The organism is Streptomyces sp. NPDC031365 (genome assembly GCF_055569765.1).
The window spans coordinates 359,840-385,409 of record NZ_JBVIIM010000001.1 but is presented as its reverse complement, the minus strand read 5'-3'; the positions used below and the strand labels follow the sequence as shown (position 1 = coordinate 385,409).

Here is a 25,570-nt window from a genome sequence, read left to right as displayed (position 1 = left end):
CACGCCTCCCCGCGGCTCAGCCGAACTGCACCGACCGCTTCGCCAGCCCCATCCAGAACCCGTCGATCACGGACTTCTGTTCCCCGAGCTCGCCGGCGGCGTCCGCGGCGCCCATGGTCACGAAGAGGGGGGCGAAGTGCTCGGTGCGCGGGTGGGCGAGCAGGCCCGCCGGGGACTTGTGGGTGAAGTCCAGCAGCGCGTCCACGTCCCGCGCCCGGAGGGCCTCCCTGCCCCAGGCGTCGAACTCGGCCGACCAGGCGGGGACGCCGCCCTGGCGCAGGGCGGCCAGGTTGTGGGTGAAGAACCCGGAGCCGATGATCAGCACGCCCTCGTCCCGCAGCGGTGCGAGCCTGCGTCCGATCTCCATCAGCTTCACCGGGTCCAGCGTCGGCATGGACACCTGGAGCACCGGGATGTCGGCCCCGGGATACATCTCGACCAGCGGCACGTACGCGCCGTGGTCCAGGCCCCGGTCGGGGACGTCCTGCACGGGCGTGCCCGGGGCGCGCAGCAGCTTGCGCACGGAGTCGGCGAGGGCCGGGGCTCCGGGGGCTCCGTAGGTCACCTGGTAGTAGTGCTCGGGGAAGCCCCAGAAGTCGTAGACGAGGGGGACCGTCCCGGTGGCGCCGAGGGCGAGCGGGGCCTCCTCCCAGTGGGCGGAGACGACGAGGATCGCCGTCGGGCGGGGCAGGTTCGCCGACCAGGCGGCCAGCTCACCGGGCCAGACGGGATCGTCGGCCAGGGGCGGGGCGCCGTGGCTGAGGTAGAGCGCGGGCATGCGTTCCTGAGTGGCGGCGGTCATGACGGCGACTCCCTTCGGCAGGCTCCCCCCGGATCACCGGAGGTTACTGGCGTTATTTGAACTCTCAACTTCCACCACCGACCGTACGCCAGTTTTGTTTAACATTCAAGGAGGTTCGCCGTACAGTGGAGTACATGAAGACGGCACCCACATCGGCGGACGCCGAGGAACCACGCTGGCTCACCGACGAGGAACAGCGCGTCTGGCGCGCGTACATCGACGCCAGCACACTCCTGGAAGACCACCTCGACCGTCAGCTCCAGCGTGACGCGGGAATGCCGCACGTGTACTACGGGCTACTGGTCAAGCTCGCCGAGGCCCCGCACCGGCGCCTGCGGATGACGGAGCTGGCGATGTCCGCGAAGATCACCCGCTCCCGCCTCTCGCACGCCGTCGCCCGGCTGGAGAAGAGCGGCTGGGTACGCCGCGAGGACTGCCCCTCCGACAAGCGGGGCCAGTTCGCCGTACTGACGGACGAGGGCCAGGAGGTGCTGCGCCGGCACGCCCCCGGCCATGTGGACGCCGTACGCCAGGCCGTGTTCGACCGGCTCACCCCGGAACAGCAGAAGTCCCTCGGCGAGATCATGCGGATCGTCGCCGAGGGACTTCAGCCGAGCGAAGCGGGTGCGGACCTGCCCTGGCTCCGCTGACGAGGCGGGAGCCGGGGCAGGTCCGGGGAGCCGTACGGAGGAGGCGTCCCCTCCTCCTCCGTACGGTGGTGAAGGGTGGACGGACCGTCAGTGCACGGCCACCGGCACCGCCATCTCGTGGTCGGCGGACTCGTCGGCGGACCCGGCGACCGCGGTGCCGCCCGGCCGGCCCGCGTTGATCAGGACCACGGCGATGGCCGCGGCCGCCACCAGGATCCCGACCGCGAACCAGATCGCGCTGGTGTAGCCCTGCACCTGCCCCTGGAGCTGGACCAGCTGCTGCTGGGACCGGCTCGTGGCGCCGCCGATGTGGTCGGCGACGTAGGACGTGGTGGCCGAGGCGGCGATCGTGTTCAGCAGGGCCGTACCGATCGCGCCGCCCACCTGCTGCGAGGTGTTGACCATCGCGGAGGCGACACCGGAGTCACGCGGCTCCACACCCAGGGTGGCCAGCGACATGGCCGGCATGAACGCCGTACCCATGCCCAGACCGAGCAGCAGCATGCCGGGCAGCAGCACGGCCGTGTAGGAGGTGTCGATCTCCAGCTGGGTCAGCAACAGCATGCCGAGCGCCGCGACCAGGAAACCGGGGCCCATCAGCAGCCGGGGCGCGACCCGGGTCATCAGCCGGGCGCCGATCTGCGTCGAACCCACGATCATGCCCGCGATCATCGGCAGGAAGGCGAATCCGGTCCTGACGGGCGAGTACCCCTTCACGACCTGCAGGTAGTAGGTGAGGAAGAGGAACAGGCCGAACATCGCGATGATCGCCAGGCCCAGCGAGAGGTAGACCCCGCCGCGGTTGCGTTCGGTGATCACGCGCAGGGGCAGCAGCGGCGCCTTGACCCTGGACTCCACGACCACGAAGGCGGCCAGCAGCACGGCGGACGCGACGAACATACCGACCGTGACGGAGTCGCTCCAGCCCTCGGACTCCGCGCGGGTGAAGCCGTAGACGAGCGCCACCAGGCCCACGGTGGACAGCACCACGCCGGGGATGTCCAGCGGCGAGCGGTTGCGGCCGCCCGCGGGCTCACGGATGACGAAGTACGCGCCGGCCGCGGCCACGACGGCGAACGGGATGTTCACGAAGAACGTCCAGCGCCAGTCCAGGTACTCGGTGAGGAAACCGCCGAGGATCAGGCCCACGGCACCACCGCCACCGGCGATCGCGCCGTAGATGCCGAACGCCTTGGCACGCTCCTTGCCGTCGGTGAACATCACCGCGAGCAGGGACAGCGCGGCGGGCGCGAGCAGCGCGCCGAACGCGCCCTGCAGCGCACGGGCGCCGAACATCATGGCCTCGTTGGTGGCCGCGCCACCGAGCGCGGAGGCCAGCGCGAATCCGCCCAGACCCAGCACGAAGGCCCGCTTGCGCCCCCACAGGTCGGCTATCCGGCCGCCGAACAGCAGCAGACCACCGAAGGCGAGGGCATAGGCGGTGACCACCCACTGGCGGTTGCCGTCCGAGATGCCCAGGTCCTGCTGGGCGGAGGGCAGGGCGATGTTCACGATGGTGGCGTCGAGGACGACCATCAGCTGGGCGAGCGCGATGAAGACGAGCGCTTTCCAGCGGTTGGCGTCCGGGCCGCTGCTCAGGGCCTTTCCGGCCGTTGGGACTGTTTCAGACATGGGGGTACCCATTTCGGTACGTGTGACGGAAATCGAGACTGTGTAAGGAAAAATCAGGTGTCTTCAACGAACGGCCCGTCCCCGGGACGGCCGTTCGAGGCGAAGCCCGCGATCAGGACGGGCGGCGCGGAGGTGGCGTCAGGGCTCGCTCAGCAGCGCAGATCCTCCACGGTCACGGCCGAACCCGGCAGGACGCCCGGGGCAGGTGCCCGCATCCCGTCCAGGAACAACTGCAGATGGCGGTGGACGAAGCGGTCGGCGCTCATGCAGCCGGTACCGGCCGGGGGCCGGCTCAGCTGGGCGACGCCCACCATCAGATCGCCGTACTCCACGTCGGCACGGAGCTGACCGGCCGCCTTGGCGCGGTCCATCAGCTGTGCGACGAGGCTCTCGGCTCGCCGGCGTGCGTCCTCCAGGTCGGGGTGGTGCTGGTCGAAGGTGCTGGAGATCATCGGGCACAGCGCGCCGATCCGCTCGTCGGCGGCCGTGTGCGCGAAGTGCCCGAGCGCCTCGAAGGCGTCCCCGGTCTCGCCCAGCGCCCGCTCGGCCGCCCGCACCGTACGGTCCATCACGGAACAGACGACCTCGCGCACCAGCGCGTCGCGGTCGGGGAAGTTGCGGTACACCGTGGCATTGCCGACGCCTGCCCGGCGGGCGACCTCGTCGAGCGGCACGTCCGGCCCGAACTCGACGAACATCTCCCGGGCGGCGGTGACGATCCGCTCCCGGTTGCGCAGGGCGTCGGCGCGGGGCCGGGGCGCCTTGCGCGTGACAGGGGTCGCGGTCTGCACGGTGCACTCCTCGGATGTGTGGCCTGCCGGTTGTCCTGCTGTTGTGCGGCCGGTCGGCCGTCCCGCCACTGTCTGGCCGGCCGCCCCACCGCTGTGCCTGCGCCCTGACGAATCCGGGGAGTGATTCCCCGCTTCGCGCGGACACAGATTCAAACGGGGAAAGGGTCCCCGCTTATTTCCCCGCCCGAGAACTTCCCCTGTGATCCACGCCACATCTTCCAGTGGCAGGTGCCGCACGATCGGCCCTCCCGGCGAGCGCTCCCCCACCCGGCGACGCAGGGTGATCGAGAGGGTGCAGTCGGAGACCGGCGGCTGCCGTGTGGAGCGGAGGTCCCCGCATGCAGCCGCAGCCGAGCCGACGCCGGATATCCCCGCGCCGCCTGGCCGCCCTGGCATCCGTGTCCGCCCTGACCCTCGCCCTGTGCACCTCGGCCGGCAACGGCCACCTCTCCCCCGGCACCTCCGCCTCCGGCGCCGGACCGAGCACCCTCTCCCGCACCTCCGCCCACGGTCCCTGCATGATCAGCAGCGAGCGGGAGGTCCAGATGTCCGAGGGCATCCCCACGGCCCCCGGCTACACCCGCTCCACCGGCACGGTCCGCGCCCTCACGCTGATGATCGACTTCTCCGACGCGCCGGGGGAGGGCGACGCCCTCGACCGGTACCGGGAGTTCTTCCCCCAGACCCGGGAATGGTTCGCCACCAGCTCCTACGGCCGCCTCGACTACCGCCCCGAGATCCCCGTCCCCGACTGGCTGCGCATGCCCAAGTCCTTCCGCGCGTACGGCATAGAGCGCGGCGCCCCCTTCGACCCCGGCTACCGCGAACTGGTCCACGACATCGTGGCGGAGGCCGATCCCGAGGTGGACTTCCAGGCGTACGACCTGCTGAACGTGCTGGTGACCCCCAACGCCGGCCCGGCAGCCCTCGACACCGTCCTGTCCGTCACCTTCGCCGGCAACCGGCAGGCGCCGAGCGCGGACGGCGTCGCCGTCTCCAACGCGTCCTTCGTCTACTCCCGCCAGGACGACGGCTCCGGCTCCTACGACCGCACCGGCTACCGCGTCCTGCCGCACGAGAACGGCCACGTCTTCGGCCTGCCCGACCTGTACACCGCCGAGGGCGGCGGCGCGGTGGGCCACTGGGACATCATGAGCGAGGACTGGGGCGCCAACAACGACTTCCTCGCCTGGCACAAGTGGAAGCTGGGCTGGCTGGACGCGTCCCAGGTCGGCTGCGCGGCGAGCCGGGGCACGCGGGAGTACGTGCTCACTCCGCTGGCCCGGTCGGGCGGCCCGAAGCTCGTCTTCATCCCCGTGGACGCCCACTCCGGCTACGCCGTGGAGCTGCGCACCCGCGCCGGCAACGACGAGGCGGTCTGCCGCCCCGGCATCCTCGTCTACCGCGTCGACGCCGACGTGGACACGGGCATGGGCCCGATCACCGTCTACGACGCCACCCGGGACAGCGGCGGCTGTACCCGCTCCCCCAACGTGCACGCGGAGCTCTCGGACGCGACCTTCGCGCCGGGCGAGAGCTTCGTGGACCGCGGCGAGGGGATCCGCGTGGCGGTGGTGGCATCCGGGGAACAGCGGTACCGGGTCCGGGTGACACGGACCACCCCGAGCTGACACCGGCCCCGTCGTCCTCGTAGTGCGTAGGCACCAGGACCGGTGGGCCGCTGGTCCGGACGCACCAGGTCAGGACGGCTGCGGGGGACGATGCCCGCCAGGGCGCCGGAGGGAAGTGTGGAAGGCGCGCGGGATCCCGCGCATTCCTCATGTCCTGTGGTGTCTGGAGTGATCAGCAGGTGGCGACTCTTTCTTACCGGACCGGACGGTGGGCCCTCCGGTGGCGCCCGCCCGTGCGCGGTCCGTGGCTCCCCTTACCGGGTACCGCGTCGCGGAAGGCGTGCGAACCGCTGGGCGGGCGCCGGTGAAGACGACACCCGTCAACGAAGACGTGGTCTCCCCGGTCCGCATCGGGTGGCTGTCGATCGGTGCCCTCGGCATCCTGGCACTCGCCCTCGGCACCCTGCAGTCAGTGGTGGAGCCCGCGCTCCCACTCTTGCAACGTGAGCTGGGGGTCAGTCCCGCCGAAGGCGCTCTGATCGGCAACGCGCTACTCATCACCGGCGCGGTCATCACACCCGTCGCGGGCACACTCGGCGACCGCTACGGCGGAAAGCGGGTGCTGATCCGGCTGATGGCCGTGGTCTCGGTGGGTGGTCTGATGGCCGGCCTGGCGCCGAACCTGCCGGTGTTGTTGCTCGGTCAGGTGTTGCAGGGCGTCATGGTGGGTGCGCTGCCCCTCTCCTTCATCCTGGTGCGCAAACACCTCACGACAGGGGAGTCGCAGGTGGCGATCGGACTGGTCGTCGCGCTGTTCACGGGCGGCAGCATGGTGGGCATGCTGTTTGCCGGGCCGATCGCGGAAGGACTGTCCTGGCAGTGGATGTTCGCCCTGCCGACGATTGTGATCATCGTGACGACCTGGGTCGTGAGCCGGCTGATGCCGCACGATCCGCCGGTGTCATCGGACGGCGGGATCGACTGGCCCGGCACGGTTCTGCTCAGTGCCACGTTGCTCGCGTTCATGCTCGGGCTGGTGACGGTGACGAGGGACGGCGGCGTGCCGCCCCTCGTGACCGGTGCCATCGTGGTGGTCGTGGCCGCCCTCGCGACCGGGTGGGTCGTCGTCGAGCGCCGGGCAGCCTCGCCGATGGTCGATCTCCGCATGCTGGCACAGCCCGCGGTGTGGAACGCCTGTGTGCTCACCTTCGTCATCAGCGCCAGCTCCGGCATGGTGCTCTTCCTCCTCCCACAGCTGTTCGCGGCACCGGCCGACGGCTACGGCTTCGGAGCCGGCACCACGGACATCGGACTGTTCCTGCTGCCCGGCGCGATCGCCGGTGTGGTCAGCGATTCGGTCGGGGGGATCGCGGCACGGCGCTTCGGTTCACGTGCCGTGGTCGTCGTGGGCACCGTCGTCACGGCGGTCACGTTGATCACCCTGGCCTCGCTGCACAGCGCGGAATGGCAGCTCGTCCTCGCGAAAGTGCTGACCGCGTTCGCCGCGGGAGCCGGAACCACGGCGTTGCTCGCCGGCACCGCCACGGCCATCGACACCAAGGACATCGGCATCGCCACCAGCCTGCTCGTGGTCACCCGCGTGATCGGCGTCGCCCTGGGCGCCCAGGTCGCCGGCGCGATCCTCGACACCGGGGTCGGGACGATGACGGGTCAACCGGCCGAGTCGGCCTTCGCCACAGGCTTCGTCGTTGCCGGCCTCGTCGCCGCGCTGTCCCTGCTCGTCGTCCGTATCACGAGGAAAGAGGTCCAGGCATGACACCCACGGGCATGACACCCACGGGTCCGTCGACGGCCGTGAGCACCACCGCGAGGCGCAGGGTTCTGATCTCCGGGGCCAGTATCTCCGGACCCACGTTGGCGTACTGGCTGCACCGGTCCGGATGCGCGGTCACCGTGGTGGAGAAGGCAGGCGCACTGCGCGACGGTGGCTACCCGATCGACATCCGCGGTACCGCGACAGAGGTGGTCCGGCGGATGGGAATACTGCCGCGACTGCGGGACGCGCATATCGACTCGCGTCGCGCCACCTTCCTCAACGCCGATGGCAGTGAGGTGGTTTCACTCACCCCGCGTGCCGTCGCCGACGGTGTCGGGGGACAGGACCTCGAGGTGCGGCGCGGGGATCTGGCCGCGATCCTCTACGCCTCGGTCCGCGACGACGTGGAGTTCCTGTTCCACGACTCCATCGACACCCTCGACCAGTCCGCACACGGCGTCGACGTCACCTTCCGCAGTGGGCGGCGGCGCTCGTTCGACCTGGTGGTCGGCGCCGACGGCATGCACTCACACACTCGGGACTCCCTGTTCGGCCCCGAAGAACGGTTCCACCGCTACCTCGGGTACTGCTTCGCCATCTTCACCATGCCGAACACCTTCGGGCTCTCCCGCGAGGTCGTGGTGTGGAACACCCCGGGGAAAGCCGCTGCTCTCTACGCCGTCGGCGACAGCGACGAGCTGCACGCCTTCCTGAACTTCCACCAACCGGAGCCGCCGGCCGACGCCCTCCGCACCCCCGACGCCCAGCGGGACCTGGTCGCCACGACTTTCGCGGGCGCGGGATGGGAGGTTCCCGGCATGGTCACCGCCCTGCGCGACGCGGATGACCTGTTCTTCGACACGGCCGGTCAGATCCGCATGCCCCACTGGTCCAGCGGCCGTGTCGCGCTCGTCGGCGACGCCGCCTACGCACCCTCGTTCCTCACCGGGCAAGGCTCGAGCCTCGCCCTGGTCGGTGCCTACGTGCTTGCCCACTCCCTCGCCGGGGAACGGAACCACACCGCGGCCTTCGCCGCCTACGAACGCGGCCTTCGCGAGTTCGTGGCGATGAACCAGGCACTGGTCGACAACGGTGCGGCCACGCTCTTCCCCACCACAAGGCGGGCCCTGGAGCGACGCAACACCATGCTGCGTGGCCTCACCACCATGCCCTCCGCGACCGCCCGCCCGGCCCACTCGGCCCTCACGCTGCCCGAGTTCGCTCCGACACCGTGACCCGACACCGTGACCCGGCACCGTGACCCGGCACTCCAGCCGGACTCCCGCGTGACCGCCGGTCAACGGCGCTGCTTCCCGCGGGCCGGCGCCTGTGTCACCCGGGTCGGACCCCCACGCCGTACGCGCGACCACGTGCGTGGACGGCCCGGCCCGACGGGCCGCGGAAACGGCCGGCAACCCGCCCGACCCACAGGTCACCCCACCCATGAAGGGGCGTGCGCGACAAGCCGCGCACGCCCCCGGTGGCGCTCCTGGTCCCGGATTACGACAGGTGGTCCGTGCCGCCGTCGGGGGCGGCACGGGCCAGGCCCGTCCGGTAGGCGATGACGACCAGTTGCGCCCGGTCGCGGGCCTCCAGTTTCGTCATCGCCCGCTGTACGTGGGCGCGGACGGTGAAAGGGCTGAGGAACATCCGGTCGGCGATCTCCTGGTTGGACAGACCGGTCGCGACCGCGGCCACCATCTCCCGTTCCCGCGGGGTGAGCGCGGCGAGCTGTGCGGACCGGCCCGACGGAACCGGCTCCGGTGTGGCCAGGAAACGGGCCACCAAGGAGCGGGTGGCGGTGGGAGACAGAAGAGTGTCGCCATCGGCGATGGTGCGCACGGCGTCCAGCAGTTCCTCGGCCCCGATGCCCTTGCCGATGAAGCCGCCGGCCCCCGCGCGCAGCGCCTGAGCGACGTACTCGTCGGTCTCGTACGTGGTGAGGATCAGGATGCGGCTGGCCCGCAGTTCCGGGTCCGCGCAGATCTCCGCCGTGGCGGTGAGCCCGTCCACCCCGGGCATGCGGATGTCCATGACCACGACGTCCGGGCGCAACTCCCGGGTCAGTCTCACCGCCTCCCTGCCGTCGGCCGCCTCGCCGACCACGGCGATGTCGTCGGCGCTGTCGAGAAGTATCCGGAAGGCGCCACGCAGCAGGGCCTGATCGTCGGCGAGGAGCACCCGGTACGTCACGGCGTGCCCCCGGCCTCTCCGTCGCCCGTCCGGTCCCTGCCCGTCGCTCCGTCAGACGTCCGTCCCCCGACGACCGGCGTCGTGCCGTCAGTTCTGCGCGGAGTGTCGTCCTTGACGGGTGGCAGGGGCAGCCGGGCGGAGACGAGGAAGCCGCCCTCCGGGCGCCTGCCCGCGAAGAGGTGTCCCCCGACCGCGGTGGCGCGTTCACGCATACCGATCAGACCGTAACCGGGCGGCCGATGCGACGCCATGGACCCACCGGGCGGGGCGGACGCGGCCGACGCCGTACGGGAGCCCTTCCCGTCGTCGGCGACGCTGATGGTCAGTTGATCGAGGTTCCAGGCGAGGCGCACCTCGGCGTTCCCGGTGCCGGCGTGTTTGGTCACGTTGGTCAGTGCCTCCTGGACGATGCGGTAGGCGGTGAGATCCACTCCCGGCGCCAGTGGTCTGGCCGAGCCCTCCTGGTGTACCGACACCTCCAGACCCGCGCGGCGGAAGGACTCGAGGAGCGTGGGGAGCCCGGACAGCCCGGGTGCCGGTTCGGCGGGCGTGGCCGCGTCCCCGGACTGGCGCAGCAGACCGACCGTGGCCCGCAGGTCGTCGAGCGCGTCGGAGGTGGTCGCGACGAGCTCCGCCAGGCTCTTGCGGGTCTGCTCCGGGCGGGCGTCGAAGAGGTGGGCGGCGACCATGGCCTGCGCGTTGGCCAGGGTGATCTGATGGGCGACGAGATCGTGCAGCTCGCGGGCGATACGCACCCGCTCCTCGGCGACTCTCCGGCGCGCCTCACTGTCCCGGCTCTGCTCGGCCCGCCGGGCCCGCTCCTCCACGGCCGCCAGGTAGGCGCGCCGGTTCTGCACCGAGTATCCGAGCACGCCGGCCACCAGCGGGAACACCGCCATCACCCCCATCCTGCTCGCGTCCTTCCACGAGAAGTCCCCGCCCAGGGGGACGGAGGCGGCCAGTGCCGCGGACACGAACAACACCGCGCCCGCCGCGCGGCGTTCGGTGCGTACGGCGAGCGCGTAGGAATAGGCGGTGACCATGGCGGGGGCCACGATGAGCGGGGTGAGCAGGAGGCCCAGGAGCGGCACCAGCACGCCGAACGCGGTCGTGGCCGCCAGAGCGGCCAGGGGTGCCCGGTGCCGCACCGGCAGCACGGCACAGGACACCACGGCGACGACGTAGGCGGCGGCAGACGGCGCTGACAGGGTGTCATCGACCTGTATCACCCCGCCGAGCAGACAGAACGCGAACGCCGTCGCGGTGATCGCTCCCTCCCGCGCCCACGCGCCACGTGTTCGCCGGCCACCGCCACCCGGTTTCGTCATGGCCTGCTCGGCTCAGTCCCGGCCGACGGGGAGCCGCCGCACCGCCGCGTCCGGCACGGCCCCGTCCTGCACGGTCGCGGAGGCCGGGACGGCCTTGCTCAGTGCCTCACCCTCGACATCCACATTCGGCAGCACACGGTTCAGGATACGAGGCAGCCACCAGGCCCGGTGGCCGAGCAGCGCCAGGACCGCGGGCACGATCGCCATCCGGACCACGAAGGCGTCGAAGGCGACGGCGGCGGCCAGGCCGACGCCCATCGTCTGGATGGTCGGGCTGTTCATCCCGACGAATCCGGCGAACACACTGATCATGATGATCGCAGCCGCGGCCACCACACGTCCGCTGTGCCGGAACCCGCCGACGATCGCCTCACCGGGGGACGCGCCGTGGACGTAGGCCTCCCGCATCCGGGTCAGGAGGAAGACCTCGTAGTCCATGGCGAGGCCGAAGACGATGCCGATGATGAGAATCGGCATCAGCGACATGACCGGTCCGGTCTGCTCGATGCCGATCAGTTCCGCCGCCCAGCCCCACTGGAAGACGGCGACGAGGACGCCGAAGGCGGCACCCACCGACAGCAGGAAACCGAGCGCGGCTTTGACCGGGACCAGGACCGAGCGGAAGACCACCAGCAGCAGGAGCACGGCCAGTCCGATGACCACGGTCAGATAGGGGATGAGGGCGTCGGACATGGCTTCGGAGATGTCGATGTTCATCGCGGTGGTGCCGGTCACCAGAATGCCGGCCCCCGTGCCGGCCTCGACACCGGACACCGCACCCCGGATCGCGTGCACCAGGTCCTTGGTCTCGCCGCTGTTCGGCGCGGTCCGCGGGACGGCAGTGAGAACGGCCGTGTCCTCGGTCTCGTTGAGAACCGGATCGCCGACTGACGCCACCCCGTCCACGCCCTCCACGGTCTTGACGACCGCGTCCGTGGCGGCCCGGGTGTCCGCCGACTCCGACAGGTCCACCACCACGGTCAACGGGCCGTTGAAGCCAGGGCCGAAGCCTTCCGACAGCAGGTCGTAGGCACGGCGCTGGGTGGTCTCCACCGACTTGGACTCGTCGCCGGGCAGCCCGAGTTCGAGGCTCAGCGCCGGCACGGCCACCGCCCCGAGACCGAGTCCGGCGACGAGCAGCACGGCCACCGGCCGACGCAGCACGAACCGTGCCCAGCGGGTGCCGAGCCCGGGCCGGCCGGCCGTGGCGGACCCCCTGTGCGTGCTTCCCGGCCGGCCGGCCTTGCGGGCGGCGCGGGGAAGGACCCGCCGGCCGAAGAAGCCGAACAGCGCGGGAACCAGGGTCAGTGCGACGAGTACGGCAAGGGCCACGGCACCCGCGCCGCCCATGCCCATCTTGGTGAGTTCGGGGATTCCGACGACCCCCAGTCCGACCAGGGCGATGAAGACGGTCGCACCGGCGAAGACGACGGCGGACCCGGCGGTGCCCACCGCCCGGCCGGCCGCCTCCTCCGGCTCGCTGCCCTCGGCGCGCTCGTCGCGGAAGCGGGAGGTGATGAAGAGGGCGTAGTCGATGCCGACCGCCAGCCCCAGCATCAGCGCCAGGATGGCGACGGTGGAGGTCAGGCCCAGCGGAACGGCCAGGGCGGAGACCAGGCCGAAGGCGATGGCGACCCCCAGGAAGGCGGTCAGCAGCGACAACCCGGCCGCGACCAGCGACCCCAGGGCCAGGACCAGCACCACCGCGGCCACCGCCACGCCGATGATCTCCGTCGTACCGCCCGGTTCCTCGTCCGCGTCCAGGGCCGAGCCGCCGATCTCGACCGTCAGCCCCGCGTTCCGGGCCTGGCTCGCGGCATCCTCGAGGGCACTCTTCGCCGCGTCGGTCAGGTCGACGGCGTCCACGGTGTAGGTGACCGTGGAGTAGGCGATGGTGCCGTCCTCACTGACAGCGCCCGTCTCGTAGGGGTCCGTGGCCGACGCGACCTGATCACCCCCGTCCAGCGAGCCGAGCGTGTCCGCGACGGCCGCCTTGTTCTCCCCGGCCGTCACCCGCTGCCCGTCCGGGGCCTGGAACACCAGGCGGGCCTCGGCACCCTGCGAGTTGCTCTGGGGGAAGCGCTCGTCCAGCAGGTCGAACGCCTTCTGCGACTCGGTGCCGGGCATGGAGAGGCCCTCCTCCTCCCCGGCCGGCGCCAGGGCGGCGGCGGCGATGGCCAGCACCAGGGCACCCAGCCAGAGACCACCCACGAGCCGCCGCCGCCGGAAGGCCCACCGTCCGATCCGGTAAAGAAAAGTAGCCACCTGCTGATCACTCCAGACACCACGGGCAAGGGAAATGCGCGAGATCCCGCGCACCTCCCACACTCCCCTCCGGCGCCCTGGCGGGCATCGTCCCCCGAAGCCGTCCTGACCTGGTGCACCCGGACCAGCCGGCCACCGGCCCTGGTGCCTGCGCACTACACGCCGACCCGGGGCGGGGCGGGGCGGGGCGGGGTGGGCGCGACCACGAGACCGGTCACCTGAACCGCGGCAGGTTCCGCCCCCCGGCCGGCCGCCGGCACAAGGGCGACGACGAGGGCCACGGCATCGCCAGGTCCATGACCGTGGGGCGCGCCGACCGTGCCACACCGGCACTCGGCCCCCGCCCTCCCACCCCCACTCCGTCGCCCGCCCGAACGGAGCGCCGCCTCCCGGGACAAGGACAGCCGGGACCGCACCGCCACGGCCGGATCGGTCATCCCGCCAACACCACCCCCACCAGCACCGAGCCGTCCACGAAGCAGTCATCCCTCCGCCGATCCCACTGCCGATCCCACTGCCTGACCGTCCTACCACCCACCACACCAACGCCCGCCCGAGCCTCGATCCGGTACCCTGTGGATCGAGCGCCCCGGCGGGCGCTGCGGCATGTCACCAGGCCCAGCCTGTCCACGCCACAGCGGTCGCCCCAGGACGCCCAGGGCTTGCCAGAGACCTGACCACGGGCACTCCACCCAGTTCCGTGCAAGGTTTCGATCAAGCCCCGCCTTCGTAGCTCAGGGGATAGAGCACCGCTCTCCTAAAGCGGGTGTCGCAGGTTCGAATCCTGCCGGGGGCACAGAGAAAAGGGCCAGCTCAGGAGGGGTTTCCTCCCAGGCTGGCCCTTCGTCGTGTCCGGGGTCGTGCCACACGCGTGCCACTAGAGTCCACACGGAGTCCACATCCCCTAGCCGGAGGCCCCTCCCCCACCGTCGCGGATCATGGCCCCGAGTCGGTCGGCGATGGTCCGGTCACGGTCGCTGGTCATGTGCTGGTAGATCAGCGCGGCCCGGGAGCTGCTGTGCCCCATCCGCGTCATCAGCTCCCGTGTACTGGCCCCGGCCGTCGACGCAAGCGTGTTGCCCGTGTGCCGAAGATCGTGGAAGTGCAGCTCGGCCGTGACGCCCGCAGCCTTCCGGGCCTTGACCCAGTCGTCCCGGAAGTTGCTCCGCCGCAGTTGCCCGCCCTGCGGCCCGACGAAGACGTGCCCGTCGCGGCCGGGAGCGGCGAAGTGCTCCAGGTGGTGCGTGACCGCGTCGAGCAGCTCGGCGGGGAAGGAAACGGAGCGCACCCCGGCCGCGGATTTCGGCGCCTTGTCGAAGAGCCGGCCGTCCTGCAGCTCAGCCTGAGCGCGCCGCACGGTGACGGTCAGCCCCTCAAGGTCGACGTCCCGGCGCCGCAGGGCCGCCAGCTCCCCGAACCGCAGGGTGGTGAAGGCCGCCAGGAGCACGAGCAGCCGGTAGCGCGGCGTGATGGAGTCGGCGACGGCGAAGACCTCCGCCACCGTGAGGACCGGCCGCTCGGGCACGTCGTAGCGGTCCGCGCCCTTAATGCGGCACGGGTTGCGCCGGATCAGCTCGTCGTCCACGGCCGTGTTCATCAGGGCGCGCAGTAGTTGGTACGCCTTGACCACCGACGGCTCACCGACGCCGGCCGCGAGGAGCTTGCCGCGCCAACTTCGCACTCGGGCCGTCGTCACGTCGGCCACGCTCCCGGCACCGAAGGTGGGCAGGATGTGCAGCCGCATCACCGACTCGTTCCGCTCGCGGGTGCGGTCGGCGAGCTTACGGTCCCGCAGCCACGCGGCGGCGTACTCCTCGAGGTTCACCGCCCCGGCATCCGGATCCGACCACTGCCCGCGCGCGATGTCCGACTCGATGTGTGTCAGGGCGACTTGGGCATCGGTCTTGGTCGCGTACGTCTTCTCCGCCGGGCGCAGTTGCCCCGACTCCGGGTCCCGGTAGCGGACCTGCCAACGGCCGGACGGAAGCTGCCGGACCGAACCGAAGTCCCGGCGCCTCCCCTTCTTGTTCGCCATCAGGCAGCCCTCCGCAGGGAGCTGCGCCGGTCACCGATCGGCTGCACCGTGTTGGCGTCGATGAAGGCGTTCAACGCGCTCTCCGGGATGCGGACGTGCCGACCGACCTTGACGAACACAATGCGCCGCTCGGCGATCAGGCGGCGCGGGAAACGTTCCGTGGTGCCGAGGCGTTCGGCCACCTGCGCCACGGTCAGGTAGCGGTCAGCCATGGGTGGGTTCTCCTTCCGTACCGGGGGCGGGTTCGAGGGTTTCGGCGAGCCAGGCTTCGGCGTCGGTGAGGCCGGTCCCGGCATAGATCCAGTGCGCGAGGACGAGGGTCGTGTCCGGGTCGGTCCCGTCCGCTGCCAGGGCTTGTGCACGGCGCCAGTCGGCGCGGGCGTCGCGGAGGGCGCCGAGGGTGGTGGAGTAGCGGCGGGATTTGGTGGAGAAGTGGCCGCGGAAGCCAAGCATGTGGGCCCAGGCCCGTAGGCGAAGGTGTTCGAGGTCCTTACGGCCGCCGAGGTTCCAGGCGGTGCGGATGAGCCGACGGGTGTGGTCGCTGATGTCGAGCTGGGCGAGTTCGGCGAGGAACTTAAGCGGCCGGTCGAGGGCTCCCGTGGCGGTCTCGGCCCCTTTGGTGGCGTACTTGGCGATGTACGCGGCGACGGCCCGCTCGGTCAGTTCCTGGCCGCCGTCGAAGTCGGCCGAGCGGATGGTGCGGACGTCGAGCTGTCGGCCGAAGGCGAAGGTGTGGGCCCGGCCGTCGACGACCGGGCCGTCCACGTGGGCGGCGGTAGCAGCGGCCCGGATGGCGTCGGTCAGCAGTTCGGCGGTGGCCCAGGCGGGAGGCGGGGTGTCGCCGCCCTCGGGGCCGTCGATGCGGATGACGGCGTGGAAGTGGACGGCCCCGCGCTTCTGGTACTCGGCGACCTTGGCGAACGACAGCCGGGCGTGCTCGCGAAAGGCCCGCTGGGTGAGGCCGGCGCGCTTGGCGACCTCCCGGCGCAGGTAGATGGAGAAGCGCCGCCACAGTGGACCGGCGTGCGCGTTCCAGAGCACGGCCGCTTCGTAGTCGTAGGTGTCCGGGTCGAGCGGGGTGCCGAGGGCGGGGTCGTCCTGGTTGTGGAGCGTGCCGCAGCGGCAGCGGCGGACCGAGCCGGCCGGGCCGGTGGGGCGATTGTGGACCGGGCCGAAGCCCGGTGCGGTGAAGGTGGCGAAGACGCGCGGGTGGGTGGCGACGCGTTCGGGGACGCCCTTGCCGCCGCGCAGTCCGGAGGTGATCAGGTGGAAGGTGTCGCGGCGGTACACCTCGGCGCAGGCCGCGCACCGGGTGGTGCGGCGGTTGTTGCAGCGGACCAGGAGGTGACCGGCCGGGAGGCTGGAGGAGTCGAGGTGGTGGAGGACGTTGCCGATCTCGCCGGTACGGGTGTCGACGGCGTGCTCGGTGCGGTGGCCGTCGAGGCGGATCGGGTGCGTGCAGCCGCCGAGGCCAGCGAGTTGCCGCAGGAGGGCGGGCATGGTGCCGAGGGCGGCCAGCTCGCCGAGTTCGCGGAGCGGGGGCGGAGTGGCGCGGGTGATGATGGCTTTCTCCTTCTGGTTCGGCTGGAGGGAGACGGCCCCCGGAGCGGCGGATGCTTGGCGGTATCGAGGCCGCCCCGGGGGTCCGGTGCGTCAGCGGCGGTGCTGGTCGCGCAGCAGCGAGCGCAGGACCACGGCGGCGACGGCCACGGAGACGGCCGTGACGGCGACGGCGGCTAGGAGCGCGGTCAGTACGACGCCGCCGACGAGGACGGCCGCGACCGCCCCGGTGCTGACCGAGATCTGAGGGACCGGCCGCCGAGCGGGCGCCTGGTCGGCCACGGTGTGGGGGTGCGCGGGCGGCGGTGTCGGGCTGTCGGGGTACTTGGGCAGGAACACGGCGAATCTCTCGTTACCTACTCGTCTAGTCATGTGAGCCGTTGACGACGTCCACGCCGGAGCGCGTGCCGGACTCGATGGCGGGGGCCATGAAGGTGTCCGAGAGCCAGAAGCCGAAGAGCGCGATCAGGACGACGATCCACGTGCGGATGCCGAGGAACTTGACCGCTCCCCAGGCGAAGAAGCCGAGGAGGACGACGAGCGGCAGACTGACGGTCACGGTGTGCGGGTCCTTTCAGCGGACGGGGCAGCGGTGGGTACGGGCAGCCAGTTCGGCGGCGGCGCGACTGTCGTAGTCGGCGGAGAAGCCGCAGCGCGGGGCCGTGCAGGCGGCGGTGTGCTTCTCCCGGCCGCGGCCGTCGTAGGACGTGCCGACCTGAACGGGGCCGATGCGGGTGACGGAGCGGAAGCGGCGGTTGGCGCTCACGTGGGTCTCCTCTCAGAGCTGGACGGCGATGGCGTCGGCCATGGGCGGCGGGACGCCGAGGCGGGCGCGCAGGGTCGGGGTGTCGATGGCCGTTCCGGTGCGGGCGTGGTGCTCGGCGGCGACTTTGCGGGCGTGCTCGACCAGGGCGGCCGGGACGGCGACCGGGGGCGGAGCCTGTACCGGCTCGACTGCCGGAGGCACCGGGGGTTCCTGTGCGGGATCGGGCGCGTCCTCCTGGTCCTCGATGTCCTCGGGCACCTCCTGGCCCACGGCGTCACTGGTCTCGTCGTGCGTGGTCGGTGACGAGTGGACGAGGAGGGTTCCGCCGAGGAATGCGACCGCGGGCCAGCCCGCGACGAGGATGCGGAGCCAGGCCGGCACGTGGCCCATGTCGAGGAGTCCGGCGGTGGCGACGTTGGCGCCGAGGGACGCGGCGAGGGCAATCAGGAACCAGCACCACCCGGCCGCTTTCGCGTCGCCGGAGCGCAGTCGGCGCCAGGCGGCGACGAGCAGCAGGTCGACCGAGACGGGATAGGCCCACGCCTTCCACCCGTCCTGTCCGGCCGCCGAGGCGACATCGTGCAGGTGGGCGAAGGACAGCGCGGCCGCGATGACCGCTTGAACGAGCACCGCGTCGACACGAGCCAGATGGGCGCGCATGCTGCGACTCCTTCCGGATTCGGGCATGAGGGGGTAGGGACATGGCGTGAGGCGGTCACGCCGACCGGGGATGAGCGCGGACGCGGGTCAGTCGGTCACCGGACGGGGCCGCACGACCGGGCCCGGTGTCTCGACGTGTGGCCGTACGGGCACGTCGGGCCGGAAGGGCTGGAGCGCGGGCAGGTCGGGGACCAAGTGGGCCGACTCGCGGCAGGTCTCGGCGGCGTCGCCGAGGGAGAGGTACGGCGTACGGATGCGGGACCAGCCGCCGGAGGTGTCACCGGCCACGGCGAGGCCGGGCCGTTCGGGGGCGATGGCGCAGGCGGCGGAGACCGCCTCGGGGGCGATGTCGCCGAGTGCCATCTTGGCGGAGGCTTCGTCGTTGACGCGGTGACAGACGCGGCCGGTCAACTGGGCCCGCAGCATGGTCGCGCCCTTGCCCAGTTCGGCGCCGAAGCGCTGGCCGCAAACTTCCAGGTAGATGCCGGCGGCGCGGCCGAGCTGGGCGAGCCGGATGAGCTGGGTGACCATCTCGTCCCGGCGTTCCTCGTCCTTCTTCGTGGCGACGAGGAAGAGTTCCGCCACCTCGTCGACGAACAGCACGACGGGCACCGGGCGTTCGTGCTCGGGCAGGCCCCAGATATCGGAGGTGATCTCCTCGTCCGGCATGCTCGGCGCGATGCCCTGCCGGGCCTTGATCAGGTCGTACCGGTCCTCCATTTCCCTGATCAGTACGGGCAGCAGCTCGGCGGCCTGCTCCGGGTCAGTGGCAAGCGCCGACAGGCGTGAAGCGAAGGGCGCCAGTTCCACGCCCCGCTTGCAGTCGATGCCGACCAGGGCGACGGGTTGGCGGGCGAGGCCGGCGACGAGGTGACGCAGGTACATGGACTTGCCGGACAGCGTGGCGCCGAGGGTGAGTTGGTGCGGCACGGTGCGGTAGTCGCGTATGAACGGAGTGGCGTCCTCGCGCAGCGCGACCGGCACCCGAAGAAGGGCCGGGCGGAGCTTGCGCGGCATGCGCACGCGCCGCAGCACGTCGAAGCCGACAAGCCGCAGTTCGACCACGCCCGGCTTGAGCGTGGTCACGTAGACGGCGTGGACGCCCCAGGCGTGCCGCAGCCGTTCAGCGGAGGCGGCCACGTCGGCGGGTTCCTGCCCCGGGGCGAGCCGCAGGCGGACCCGCAGCCCCGTCGTGGTCGGCCGGATGATCCCCCGACGCGGTGGTACGGGCCGGACCTCACGGCGGGTGGTGGCCTTGACCGCCAGGACCCGCAGCCGGGAGGGAGCCACGGTCAGCCCGCACGCCTCCATCACGGAGCCGTAGGAGCTGAGCAGCCGGACCGTGGACACCGGTAAGCCGACCGTGGACCAGTAGACGCCGGGGTGTCGCGCCCGAGCGTAGGCGGCCCCACCGCCGAGCGCGGCGACGGGACCCCCCACCTCCAGAAGCGTTGCCAGGTCGGTCATCAGGCCGACGCCCCCACAGCGACCGGGAAGGCGGCCGGAGTAACGGCGGCCGCCCGGAAGGCGATGCCGTGCCGCTGCTGACCGTTGAACACGCTCTCCCACGGCCGCGCGACCAGTCCCGGCAGGGAGACCGGGGCACCGAGGGCGAGCCCTTCCGCCACCCCGCTCTCCGGAACGGTCACCTTGATCAGGGACGACTCCCCCTCCTCGATGTACACGACGCCGATGGTCATCAGCGCCTCACCACTGACGGCGTCCTTGGCGATCTCGCCCGACTGCCGGTCGCGGATCTTGGGCTCGGGCGCCTCGGTCAGCAGGATCGTCGCGGCCGAGGTCTCCACACGGATGGTGCGCAAGGCTCTTCTTCCTATCTACTCGTCTAGACAAGATGCATCCTTCGAACCCGACGACGCCAGGCACGGGATCACCTTGCCACACAACTTGCCCACTCGTCTATACGAGTATGCGTGTCGGTGTGTACGAGTCCGGGGAAGTGGTCTCGCGCACCGCCGATCAGGTCGCCGGAAGCTGGTAGGAGAGGACGTAAGCGTCGGCCGCCATCACCGTGTCGCAGACCTCCACGGCCCGCCCCGCAGTGTCGAAGGCGGTACGGATCAGGTGGATCACCGGCACGCCGGAGGCCAGTTGCAGCGTCTTCACCTCGGACGGCGAAGGCATCCGGGCCCGGATCTCCTCCTCGAAGTGGTCGAGCTGATGACCCAGTTCCTCGAGACGGGCGTAGATGCCACCAGGACCCGGGTTGGGTTCGGCGATCTGTGTACCGCGGGCGATGTCGAGCGGGAGGTACGACGTGGCGAACTCGACCGGCCGGCCGTCGAGCAGGTACCGGCGACGCCGGGCGAGCACGCGCCGCACGGAACCGAGCCGGGTGGAGATGTCCTGGCCGGCCTTCTCCTCCTTCACCTCCAGGCTGTCCACGGTGGGGTGACTGCCCGCGGCGTCGGCCTCCACGATGAACGCGGACTTGCCCTGCTCGCGGTGACGCCGGGCGAACCGGTCGGAGGCGAGGCGGCGAACCGGAGGCCGGGGCCGGACGAAGACGCCCCGGCCATGCTCGGCGTGCACCAGGCCCTCGCTCTGGAGGATCGAGAAGGAGTTCCGGACCGTCATCCGGGAAACCCCGTAGTGCTCAACCAATTCAGCCTCGGAGGGCAGCTTCTCCCCCTCCTTGAATCGCCCACGATCGATGGCTTCGCGCAGCTGGTCGGCGATCTGCCGGAAGACCGCACGATCACTGGTCGGGTCGAGGCCACCGAGAAGGCTCGGTAGAGACGCCATGCGTACTCCTTTAGGTATCTAGACGAGTGGGCAAGTCTTGTTGCTACGGTGGAGAGCCTAGTCAGCCGAGAGGGCCGAGGAACGTGAGCACAGAACGCCCGCACTCCGTGAGCGTCGCCGGGGTCATCGTCGATGACCAAGGCCGGGCCCTCCTGATCAAGCGCCGCGACAACGGCCACTGGGAACCCCCGGGCGGAGTCCTCGAACGCGAGGAGACCATCCCCGAAGCCCTCCAACGCGAAGTCCTCGAAGAGACCGGCATCAAGATCGAGCTTCCCGCGACCTTGACCGGCGTCTACAAGAACATGACGGGTCTGATCGTCTCCCTCGTCTTCCGCTGCCAGGCAGCCGACGGCACACCCACCACAGGGGACGAGACCCGCGCCCTGCACTGGGCCACCCGCGAAGAAGTCATCGAACTCACCGACGAGGCGTACGCGATCCGCGTGCTTGACGCACTCGACGCGGCGTCCCCGCCGGCCATCCGCGCCCACGACGGCGTGAAACTCGTCTAGCCCGAACCCGCTGCACATGGCGGCCTACCAGCATGAAGGAACTTGTATGCACGAGTATACGAGTAGCGCCCGGGTCTGGGGGCTCAGTTGCCCAGGATTCCCGGAAGAGGTCAGCAGGGCACGCCGCTGGACCCGCGACATCCTGCGGGGATCACCGTTAGCCGGGGACGCCGAGCTGATCGTCAGCGAGCTGAGCGCGAACGCGATCCTTCACACCGCGAGCGGTCTGGAGTCCGGCAGGTTCTACCTGACCCTTGCTGTCTCCTCGCAGGTGATCGCCCTGTCAGTCACGGACGACGGAGGCGCGCCTACAGGCCCGAAGATCGAGGACCAGACGGAAGAGGCGGAGCACGGCCGGGGCCTGAGCATGGTCGGCGCCATCGCTCACCGGGTCGTGGTCCACAACAGCGACGGCGGCCACACGGTCACCGCGGAACTCTTCGCACAGCCCGGCGCAGAGGGACAGTCATGTTGACGCCGGCCCTTGCTGAGGACCTCCATGTGGTCGGGCAGTACGGCTCATATCAGTGCCGGGCCGCCGCCTATCCCTTGCATGAGGTCCGTTCCATCACGCTGGGGTCGCATGACGCCACGAGTCCCCGCCTGGCGCTGCGCTGGCTTCGGAAGCGTACGAGACACATCGCGGACCAGCTCGACGCCGCACACGCACAACCAGGCCGCCACTGGCTCACCGACGAGCCCGAGCACGAACGAGCCCTCGCCTATCTGGCGACAGGAACGGCTTACCAACTGACCTTGTACGACGAGGACACGCGCTACGTGCTCGTGGCCTATCCCAGAGGAGCGGCATCGTGACGGAACTCGTACGCGGCCACTGGTGCGAGTGCTGGACCGAAGACCTCACCAGCGGCCAGCCGCCGACGCTCCGAGCAGCTTTCGACGCGTACTCGGCACCGCAGGCAGACAGGTGGGTCGCGGTCACACTCCGCACGATCTCACCGGCGCTGGACTCCGACGCTTCCGACGTTGCGTGGGCTTGGCTGTCCCAGGGCCGGATAGCAACCCGCCGAGCCCTCCTGCGCTTCGAGCCCTGCTCGGTCACGATCACCCAGGACCACACCCGCATCACGTGGACAACCCGGCCGGTGCTCTACCTGCCGCTCGCCAACCGCCAAGGGACCGAACTGCCCTCCTGCGCAGCCGACTTCAAACCCCACGCGGCCGACTGAGTTACAACTTTCTCTACTGGTTCAAGCCCGGCTCCGCTCCGCTCCGCCGGGCGCGCTCCCGGCTCCGCGTCGCGCTGCGCTCCTGCCTTCGGCCCGCTCCGCGCACACTCCGCCGACGCGCGCCCACGAGAAGGAGCAGCACCAGGCAGAAGGCGAGTACCGCACTACCGGGGCCGCGGTGAAGGACATGCCTGCGGCGGGGGCGCTCAGGCTCCGAGATGGCGGGGGCTCCGCGGGCGAGTGCCGGTCAAAGGTGGCTGGGGATGGGAGCTGGGGTGAGCGCTGGGCTCACCCCATACGTACCGGTCCATCACCGGGCATGCCCACGCACCTCGTCTACACGCAAGGCCCTTGGTGCCATGGCCACCTTCCGCAACCTCGCCATCGGTCTGCTCAAGAACCTCGATACTCTCGGAACTTGATCAAGTCCTGACCCTCATTACCGGTCTACGGCACGACATAGGATCGCCATGGACGTGACCGGGCAGCACGATCGATCAGGAGTAGCACGGCCGATGGCGAACGAGCGCATCACTGAGGACATGGTCGAAGCCAGGCTGCGAGCGCTGGGCTACTACCACGACGAGGACGCCGTCGTGATCGAGAAGCAACAATCAACTGTACACGCAATTCGAACCGCCTTGTCGAAAGCATCGAAGACCGGCAAGGGAGGCGCGGGCTACCCTGAGTTTATTATCACCGCACCGGCCACGCCCGACATGGTCGTGGTTGTCGAGTGCAAGGCAGATGTGAGAAACCATGAATCTGCAAGGCACGACCTTCCCGCCCAATACGCAGTAGACGGCGTTCTGCACTACGCGCGATACCTCTCCCCCAATTACACAGTCATCGCGGTAGCCGTCTCAGGTAATAGGCGCACCAACAAGCACTCGTTCTTTGTACTCCCGAAGGGAGTAACTTCCGCAAAGCCTCTAGTGTCACCTACGGGCGCTCCTGTTACCGAATGGGTCGGATTGGACGACCTGCTGGCCGCAGCATCCTTCGACCCAAACGTGCAGCAGCAACGCACGCACGACCTCATCGCGTTCTCGATGGAGATGCACGAATTCATGCGCGACGAGGCCGAGCTTGAAGAAAAAGAAAAACCCCTAGCCGTTGCAGGAACTCTAATTGCACTAAACGATCCTGTGTTCGCAAAGACCTACGCCGAGTATCCCGCCACAGATCTCCCCGAATTCTGGATGCAGTCCATCCAGAAGGTAGTGCGAGCAGCAAAGCTTCCGGTCCCAAAGATCGAGAACATGACGCAGCCGTTCACTAACATTCAAGTACACCCGGAGCTGCGCAAGCCGACCAAGGGGTACCCAAAGGGACTCCTCAGCGAGATCGTAACGCTGCTCGCCGATCGGGTAATGCCGTTTCTTAACGTTTATCACGACTTCGACGTGGTCGGAGCATTCTACGGCGAATTTCTGAAGTACACGGGAGGCGACGGTAAAGGACTGGGAATCGTCCTTACACCCCGACACGTCACCGAACTGTTCTCCTTGCTGGCAAACGTGACCAAGGATGACAAGGTCCTTGACATCTGCGCCGGCACGGGTGGGTTCCTCATCTCCGCAATGATGCAGATGATCCGCACAGCCACGACGGATGCAGAAGTGGAGTCGGTGAAGAAGGAGCGGCTGATCGGCATTGAGCAGCAGGCGACTATGTACGCACTGGCCACTTCAAATATGATTCTTCGTGGAGACGGAAAAGCGAACATATACCAAGGATCATGCTTCGATGTCGCCATCACGAAGGAGATTGAATCCCATCGCGCGAACATCGGGATGATCAATCCCCCCTACGCCAAGTCTAAAGAAGATCTCCACGAACTGCGATTTGTCGAGCACATGCTCGACAACTTGGAGAAGGGTGGGACCGGGATTGCAATTGTCCCGGTTTCGTGCGCGACCCTCAAGTCCGAGCACAAATCAAATCTATTGAAGAAGCACACGCTGGAGGCGGTGATGAGCATGCCGCCGGAGTTGTTCCACCCCGTAGGGGTAATCACGTGTATTCTCGTGTTCACCGCCGGCATTCCTCACGCCACCGCAAACAAGAAAACCTGGTTCGGATACTGGCGCGATGACCGATTTGTCAAGGTGAAGAATCTTGGACGCGTAGATAAACACCAGGCCTGGCCGAAACTGCGGGACCACTGGGTTGAGATGTTCAGGAACCGCGAAGTTCATGCTGGCGAGTCTGTTATGCAAAAGGTCGGCCCAGGCGATGAGTGGGTGGCCGAGGCGTACATGGAGACGGACTACTCAGGGCTAGATCCCCTCATCCTTGAGAAGGTTATCCTCGACGACGCGATGCTGACCTTGAAGAGTGCCCAGTCTGCCGCCGCGTCAGCGAGGCAATTCTCAGACACGGGAACTTGGGGTCAGTTTGAACTTGGAAGCCTCTTCGACATTAAGAAGGGCAAGCGTGTCACGGCGGCCGATCGGGGACCCGGGGCTACTCGCTTCATCGGAGCTTCCGAGTACAACAACGGGATCACCGACCTGTGTGATCTTGATCCTACTTTCCAGGAGCATTGCCTAACAGTTCCTTACAACGGCAACTCTGTCGGCGTGGCCTTCTACCAAGACCAGCCATTCTTTGCTTCCGATGACGTGCAGGTGCTGATTCCGAAGCAAGATGTATCCCGCTGGGCACTACTGTTCGTTGCGGCAGTGATCAGATATGAACGCTATCGATTCACCTACGGCTACAAGTGGAATCTCTCCCGCATGAAGAAGACCATCATTCGCCTGCCGATGACCGACGCTGGAACGCCCGATTGGAGTCACATGGAGAGAGTTATGCAAGGGCTCCCATTCAGCACCGCAGTGGCATCTGATAGCGGGCACAGCTGACGTCTGGGGGTTCCTATCGATCCGAAGCCTTTGCCACTGCAGCTCGCGAAGTGCACTGAGAACCTGCCCCATCACAAGCTAGAAGCCTTGCGTTTTGACGAGTTGCGTTGGCATGCCCGGTGATGGGCAGGAGCAGAAGCAAGCACGGGTTCCGTGATCATGTAGGTATGCGGGGATGGCGGCCGCGCACGGCAGCCAG

General features: G+C 69.4%; 25 protein-coding genes and 1 tRNA gene. 10 read left to right on the top strand and 16 right to left on the bottom strand.

Translation table 11 applies throughout. The annotated features are described in order from the left end of the window. Nucleotides 1-16: 16 nt before the first annotated feature. Complete coding sequence (locus tag ACZ5C2_RS01845) at nucleotides 17-778, bottom strand: dioxygenase family protein (protein WP_468785764.1); 762 nt, start codon at nucleotides 776-778, stop codon at nucleotides 17-19. 158 nt (nucleotides 779-936) lie between these two features. Between ACZ5C2_RS01845 and ACZ5C2_RS01840 the strand changes: the two genes are divergently transcribed. Further along, entirely contained in the window at nucleotides 937-1,452 is a 516-nt protein-coding gene (locus ACZ5C2_RS01840; protein WP_468785433.1) for a MarR family winged helix-turn-helix transcriptional regulator, read from the top strand. An 87-nt stretch (nucleotides 1,453-1,539) separates the two neighbouring features. Here ACZ5C2_RS01840 and ACZ5C2_RS01835 read toward each other — a convergent pair whose 3' ends face one another. Together ACZ5C2_RS01835 and ACZ5C2_RS01830 are read right to left on the bottom strand one after the other, a co-directional pair. Then, nucleotides 1,540-3,084, bottom strand: coding sequence for an MFS transporter (locus ACZ5C2_RS01835; protein ID WP_468785431.1), 1,545 nt, complete (start codon nucleotides 3,082-3,084; stop codon nucleotides 1,540-1,542). Nucleotides 3,085-3,233: 149 nt separating this feature from the next. Beyond that, the gene (locus ACZ5C2_RS01830; RefSeq protein ID WP_468785429.1) at nucleotides 3,234-3,875 is read right to left on the bottom strand and encodes a TetR/AcrR family transcriptional regulator; all 642 of its coding nucleotides are present in this window, start codon (nucleotides 3,873-3,875) and stop codon (nucleotides 3,234-3,236) included. Nucleotides 3,876-4,213: 338 nt separating this feature from the next. Here ACZ5C2_RS01830 and ACZ5C2_RS01825 point away from each other — a divergent pair, with 338 nt between their 5' ends. The 3 genes from ACZ5C2_RS01825 to ACZ5C2_RS01815 all read left to right on the top strand — a co-directional run bounded on the left by ACZ5C2_RS01825 (nucleotide 4,214) and on the right by ACZ5C2_RS01815 (nucleotide 8,458). Next, nucleotides 4,214-5,506: a M6 family metalloprotease domain-containing protein gene (locus ACZ5C2_RS01825; protein ID WP_468785427.1), complete on the top strand. Its 1,293-nt coding sequence runs from the start codon at nucleotides 4,214-4,216 to the stop codon at nucleotides 5,504-5,506. A gap of 304 nt (nucleotides 5,507-5,810) precedes the next feature. Further along, entirely contained in the window at nucleotides 5,811-7,223 is a 1,413-nt protein-coding gene (locus ACZ5C2_RS01820) for an MFS transporter (RefSeq protein ID WP_468785425.1), read from the top strand. Nucleotides 7,224-7,234: 11 nt separating this feature from the next. After that, nucleotides 7,235-8,458 (top strand): FAD-dependent monooxygenase, encoded by a 1,224-nt coding sequence (locus tag ACZ5C2_RS01815; protein ID WP_468785423.1) that lies wholly within the window; start codon nucleotides 7,235-7,237, stop codon nucleotides 8,456-8,458. A gap of 265 nt (nucleotides 8,459-8,723) precedes the next feature. Here ACZ5C2_RS01815 and ACZ5C2_RS01810 read toward each other — a convergent pair whose 3' ends face one another. The 3 genes from ACZ5C2_RS01810 to ACZ5C2_RS01800 are packed head-to-tail and all read right to left on the bottom strand — an operon-like array spanning nucleotide 8,724 to nucleotide 13,009. Then, entirely contained in the window at nucleotides 8,724-9,416 is a 693-nt protein-coding gene (locus ACZ5C2_RS01810; protein WP_468785421.1) for a response regulator transcription factor, read from the bottom strand. Continuing rightward, a complete protein-coding gene (locus ACZ5C2_RS01805; protein ID WP_468785419.1) occupies nucleotides 9,413-10,744 on the bottom strand; it encodes a sensor histidine kinase in 1,332 nt (443 codons plus the stop codon). The genes ACZ5C2_RS01810 and ACZ5C2_RS01805 overlap by 4 nt, the downstream gene beginning before the upstream one ends. A gap of 12 nt (nucleotides 10,745-10,756) precedes the next feature. Beyond that, on the bottom strand, nucleotides 10,757-13,009 hold the full coding sequence (locus ACZ5C2_RS01800; RefSeq protein ID WP_468785417.1) for an MMPL family transporter: 2,253 nt from the start codon (nucleotides 13,007-13,009) through the stop codon (nucleotides 10,757-10,759). Nucleotides 13,010-13,732: 723 nt separating this feature from the next. Here ACZ5C2_RS01800 and ACZ5C2_RS01795 point away from each other — a divergent pair. Beyond that, a tRNA-Arg gene (locus ACZ5C2_RS01795) sits at nucleotides 13,733-13,805 on the top strand. Between the two features lie 108 nt (nucleotides 13,806-13,913). On the opposite strand, the gene ACZ5C2_RS01790 is transcribed toward ACZ5C2_RS01795, so the two are convergent. From ACZ5C2_RS01790 to ACZ5C2_RS01745, 10 genes are all read right to left on the bottom strand, one after another. After that, nucleotides 13,914-15,044 carry a tyrosine-type recombinase/integrase gene (locus tag ACZ5C2_RS01790; protein WP_365896674.1) on the bottom strand — a complete coding sequence of 377 codons (1,131 nt, stop codon included), beginning with the start codon at nucleotides 15,042-15,044 and terminating at the stop codon, nucleotides 13,914-13,916. Continuing rightward, the gene (locus tag ACZ5C2_RS01785) at nucleotides 15,044-15,256 is read right to left on the bottom strand and encodes a helix-turn-helix domain-containing protein (RefSeq protein ID WP_365896675.1); all 213 of its coding nucleotides are present in this window, start codon (nucleotides 15,254-15,256) and stop codon (nucleotides 15,044-15,046) included. Before ACZ5C2_RS01785 ends, ACZ5C2_RS01790 begins: the two co-directional genes overlap by 1 nt. Then, nucleotides 15,249-16,544, bottom strand: coding sequence for a replication initiator (locus ACZ5C2_RS01780; protein ID WP_365896676.1), 1,296 nt, complete (start codon nucleotides 16,542-16,544; stop codon nucleotides 15,249-15,251). The genes ACZ5C2_RS01785 and ACZ5C2_RS01780 overlap by 8 nt, the downstream gene beginning before the upstream one ends. Nucleotides 16,545-16,697: 153 nt before the next feature. Further along, nucleotides 16,698-16,943: a SpdD protein gene (locus ACZ5C2_RS01775; protein ID WP_219180689.1), complete on the bottom strand. Its 246-nt coding sequence runs from the start codon at nucleotides 16,941-16,943 to the stop codon at nucleotides 16,698-16,700. 25 nt (nucleotides 16,944-16,968) lie between these two features. Next, nucleotides 16,969-17,163: a hypothetical protein gene (locus tag ACZ5C2_RS01770; RefSeq protein ID WP_365896677.1), complete on the bottom strand. Its 195-nt coding sequence runs from the start codon at nucleotides 17,161-17,163 to the stop codon at nucleotides 16,969-16,971. 15 nt (nucleotides 17,164-17,178) lie between these two features. Further along, nucleotides 17,179-17,370: a mobile element transfer protein gene (locus tag ACZ5C2_RS01765; RefSeq protein WP_004986816.1), complete on the bottom strand. Its 192-nt coding sequence runs from the start codon at nucleotides 17,368-17,370 to the stop codon at nucleotides 17,179-17,181. Nucleotides 17,371-17,382: 12 nt separating this feature from the next. Continuing rightward, complete coding sequence (locus ACZ5C2_RS01760) at nucleotides 17,383-18,030, bottom strand: DUF2637 domain-containing protein (protein ID WP_365896678.1); 648 nt, start codon at nucleotides 18,028-18,030, stop codon at nucleotides 17,383-17,385. An 87-nt stretch (nucleotides 18,031-18,117) separates the two neighbouring features. Next, complete coding sequence (locus ACZ5C2_RS01755; protein WP_365896679.1) at nucleotides 18,118-19,497, bottom strand: FtsK/SpoIIIE domain-containing protein; 1,380 nt, start codon at nucleotides 19,495-19,497, stop codon at nucleotides 18,118-18,120. Next, entirely contained in the window at nucleotides 19,497-19,853 is a 357-nt protein-coding gene (locus ACZ5C2_RS01750) for an SCO3933 family regulatory protein (protein WP_365896680.1), read from the bottom strand. Before ACZ5C2_RS01750 ends, ACZ5C2_RS01755 begins: the two co-directional genes overlap by 1 nt. Nucleotides 19,854-20,010: 157 nt before the next feature. After that, the gene (locus ACZ5C2_RS01745; protein WP_365896681.1) at nucleotides 20,011-20,796 is read right to left on the bottom strand and encodes a GntR family transcriptional regulator; all 786 of its coding nucleotides are present in this window, start codon (nucleotides 20,794-20,796) and stop codon (nucleotides 20,011-20,013) included. A gap of 107 nt (nucleotides 20,797-20,903) precedes the next feature. On the opposite strand from ACZ5C2_RS01745, the gene ACZ5C2_RS01740 reads away from it, so the two are divergent. The 5 genes from ACZ5C2_RS01740 to ACZ5C2_RS01720 all read left to right on the top strand — a co-directional run bounded on the left by ACZ5C2_RS01740 (nucleotide 20,904) and on the right by ACZ5C2_RS01720 (nucleotide 25,371). Further along, complete coding sequence (locus ACZ5C2_RS01740) at nucleotides 20,904-21,311, top strand: NUDIX hydrolase (RefSeq protein ID WP_081236042.1); 408 nt, start codon at nucleotides 20,904-20,906, stop codon at nucleotides 21,309-21,311. A 46-nt stretch (nucleotides 21,312-21,357) separates the two neighbouring features. Next, a complete protein-coding gene (locus tag ACZ5C2_RS01735) occupies nucleotides 21,358-21,786 on the top strand; it encodes an ATP-binding protein (protein ID WP_365896682.1) in 429 nt (142 codons plus the stop codon). Between the two features lie 74 nt (nucleotides 21,787-21,860). Then, a complete protein-coding gene (locus ACZ5C2_RS01730; RefSeq protein WP_468785411.1) occupies nucleotides 21,861-22,127 on the top strand; it encodes a hypothetical protein in 267 nt (88 codons plus the stop codon). Then, nucleotides 22,124-22,501, top strand: a complete 378-nt coding sequence (locus tag ACZ5C2_RS01725; RefSeq protein ID WP_365896683.1) for a hypothetical protein — start codon at nucleotides 22,124-22,126, stop codon at nucleotides 22,499-22,501. Before ACZ5C2_RS01730 ends, ACZ5C2_RS01725 begins: the two co-directional genes overlap by 4 nt. Nucleotides 22,502-23,016: 515 nt before the next feature. Continuing rightward, a complete protein-coding gene (locus ACZ5C2_RS01720) occupies nucleotides 23,017-25,371 on the top strand; it encodes an N-6 DNA methylase (RefSeq protein WP_365896684.1) in 2,355 nt (784 codons plus the stop codon). Nucleotides 25,372-25,570 lie beyond the last annotated feature (199 nt).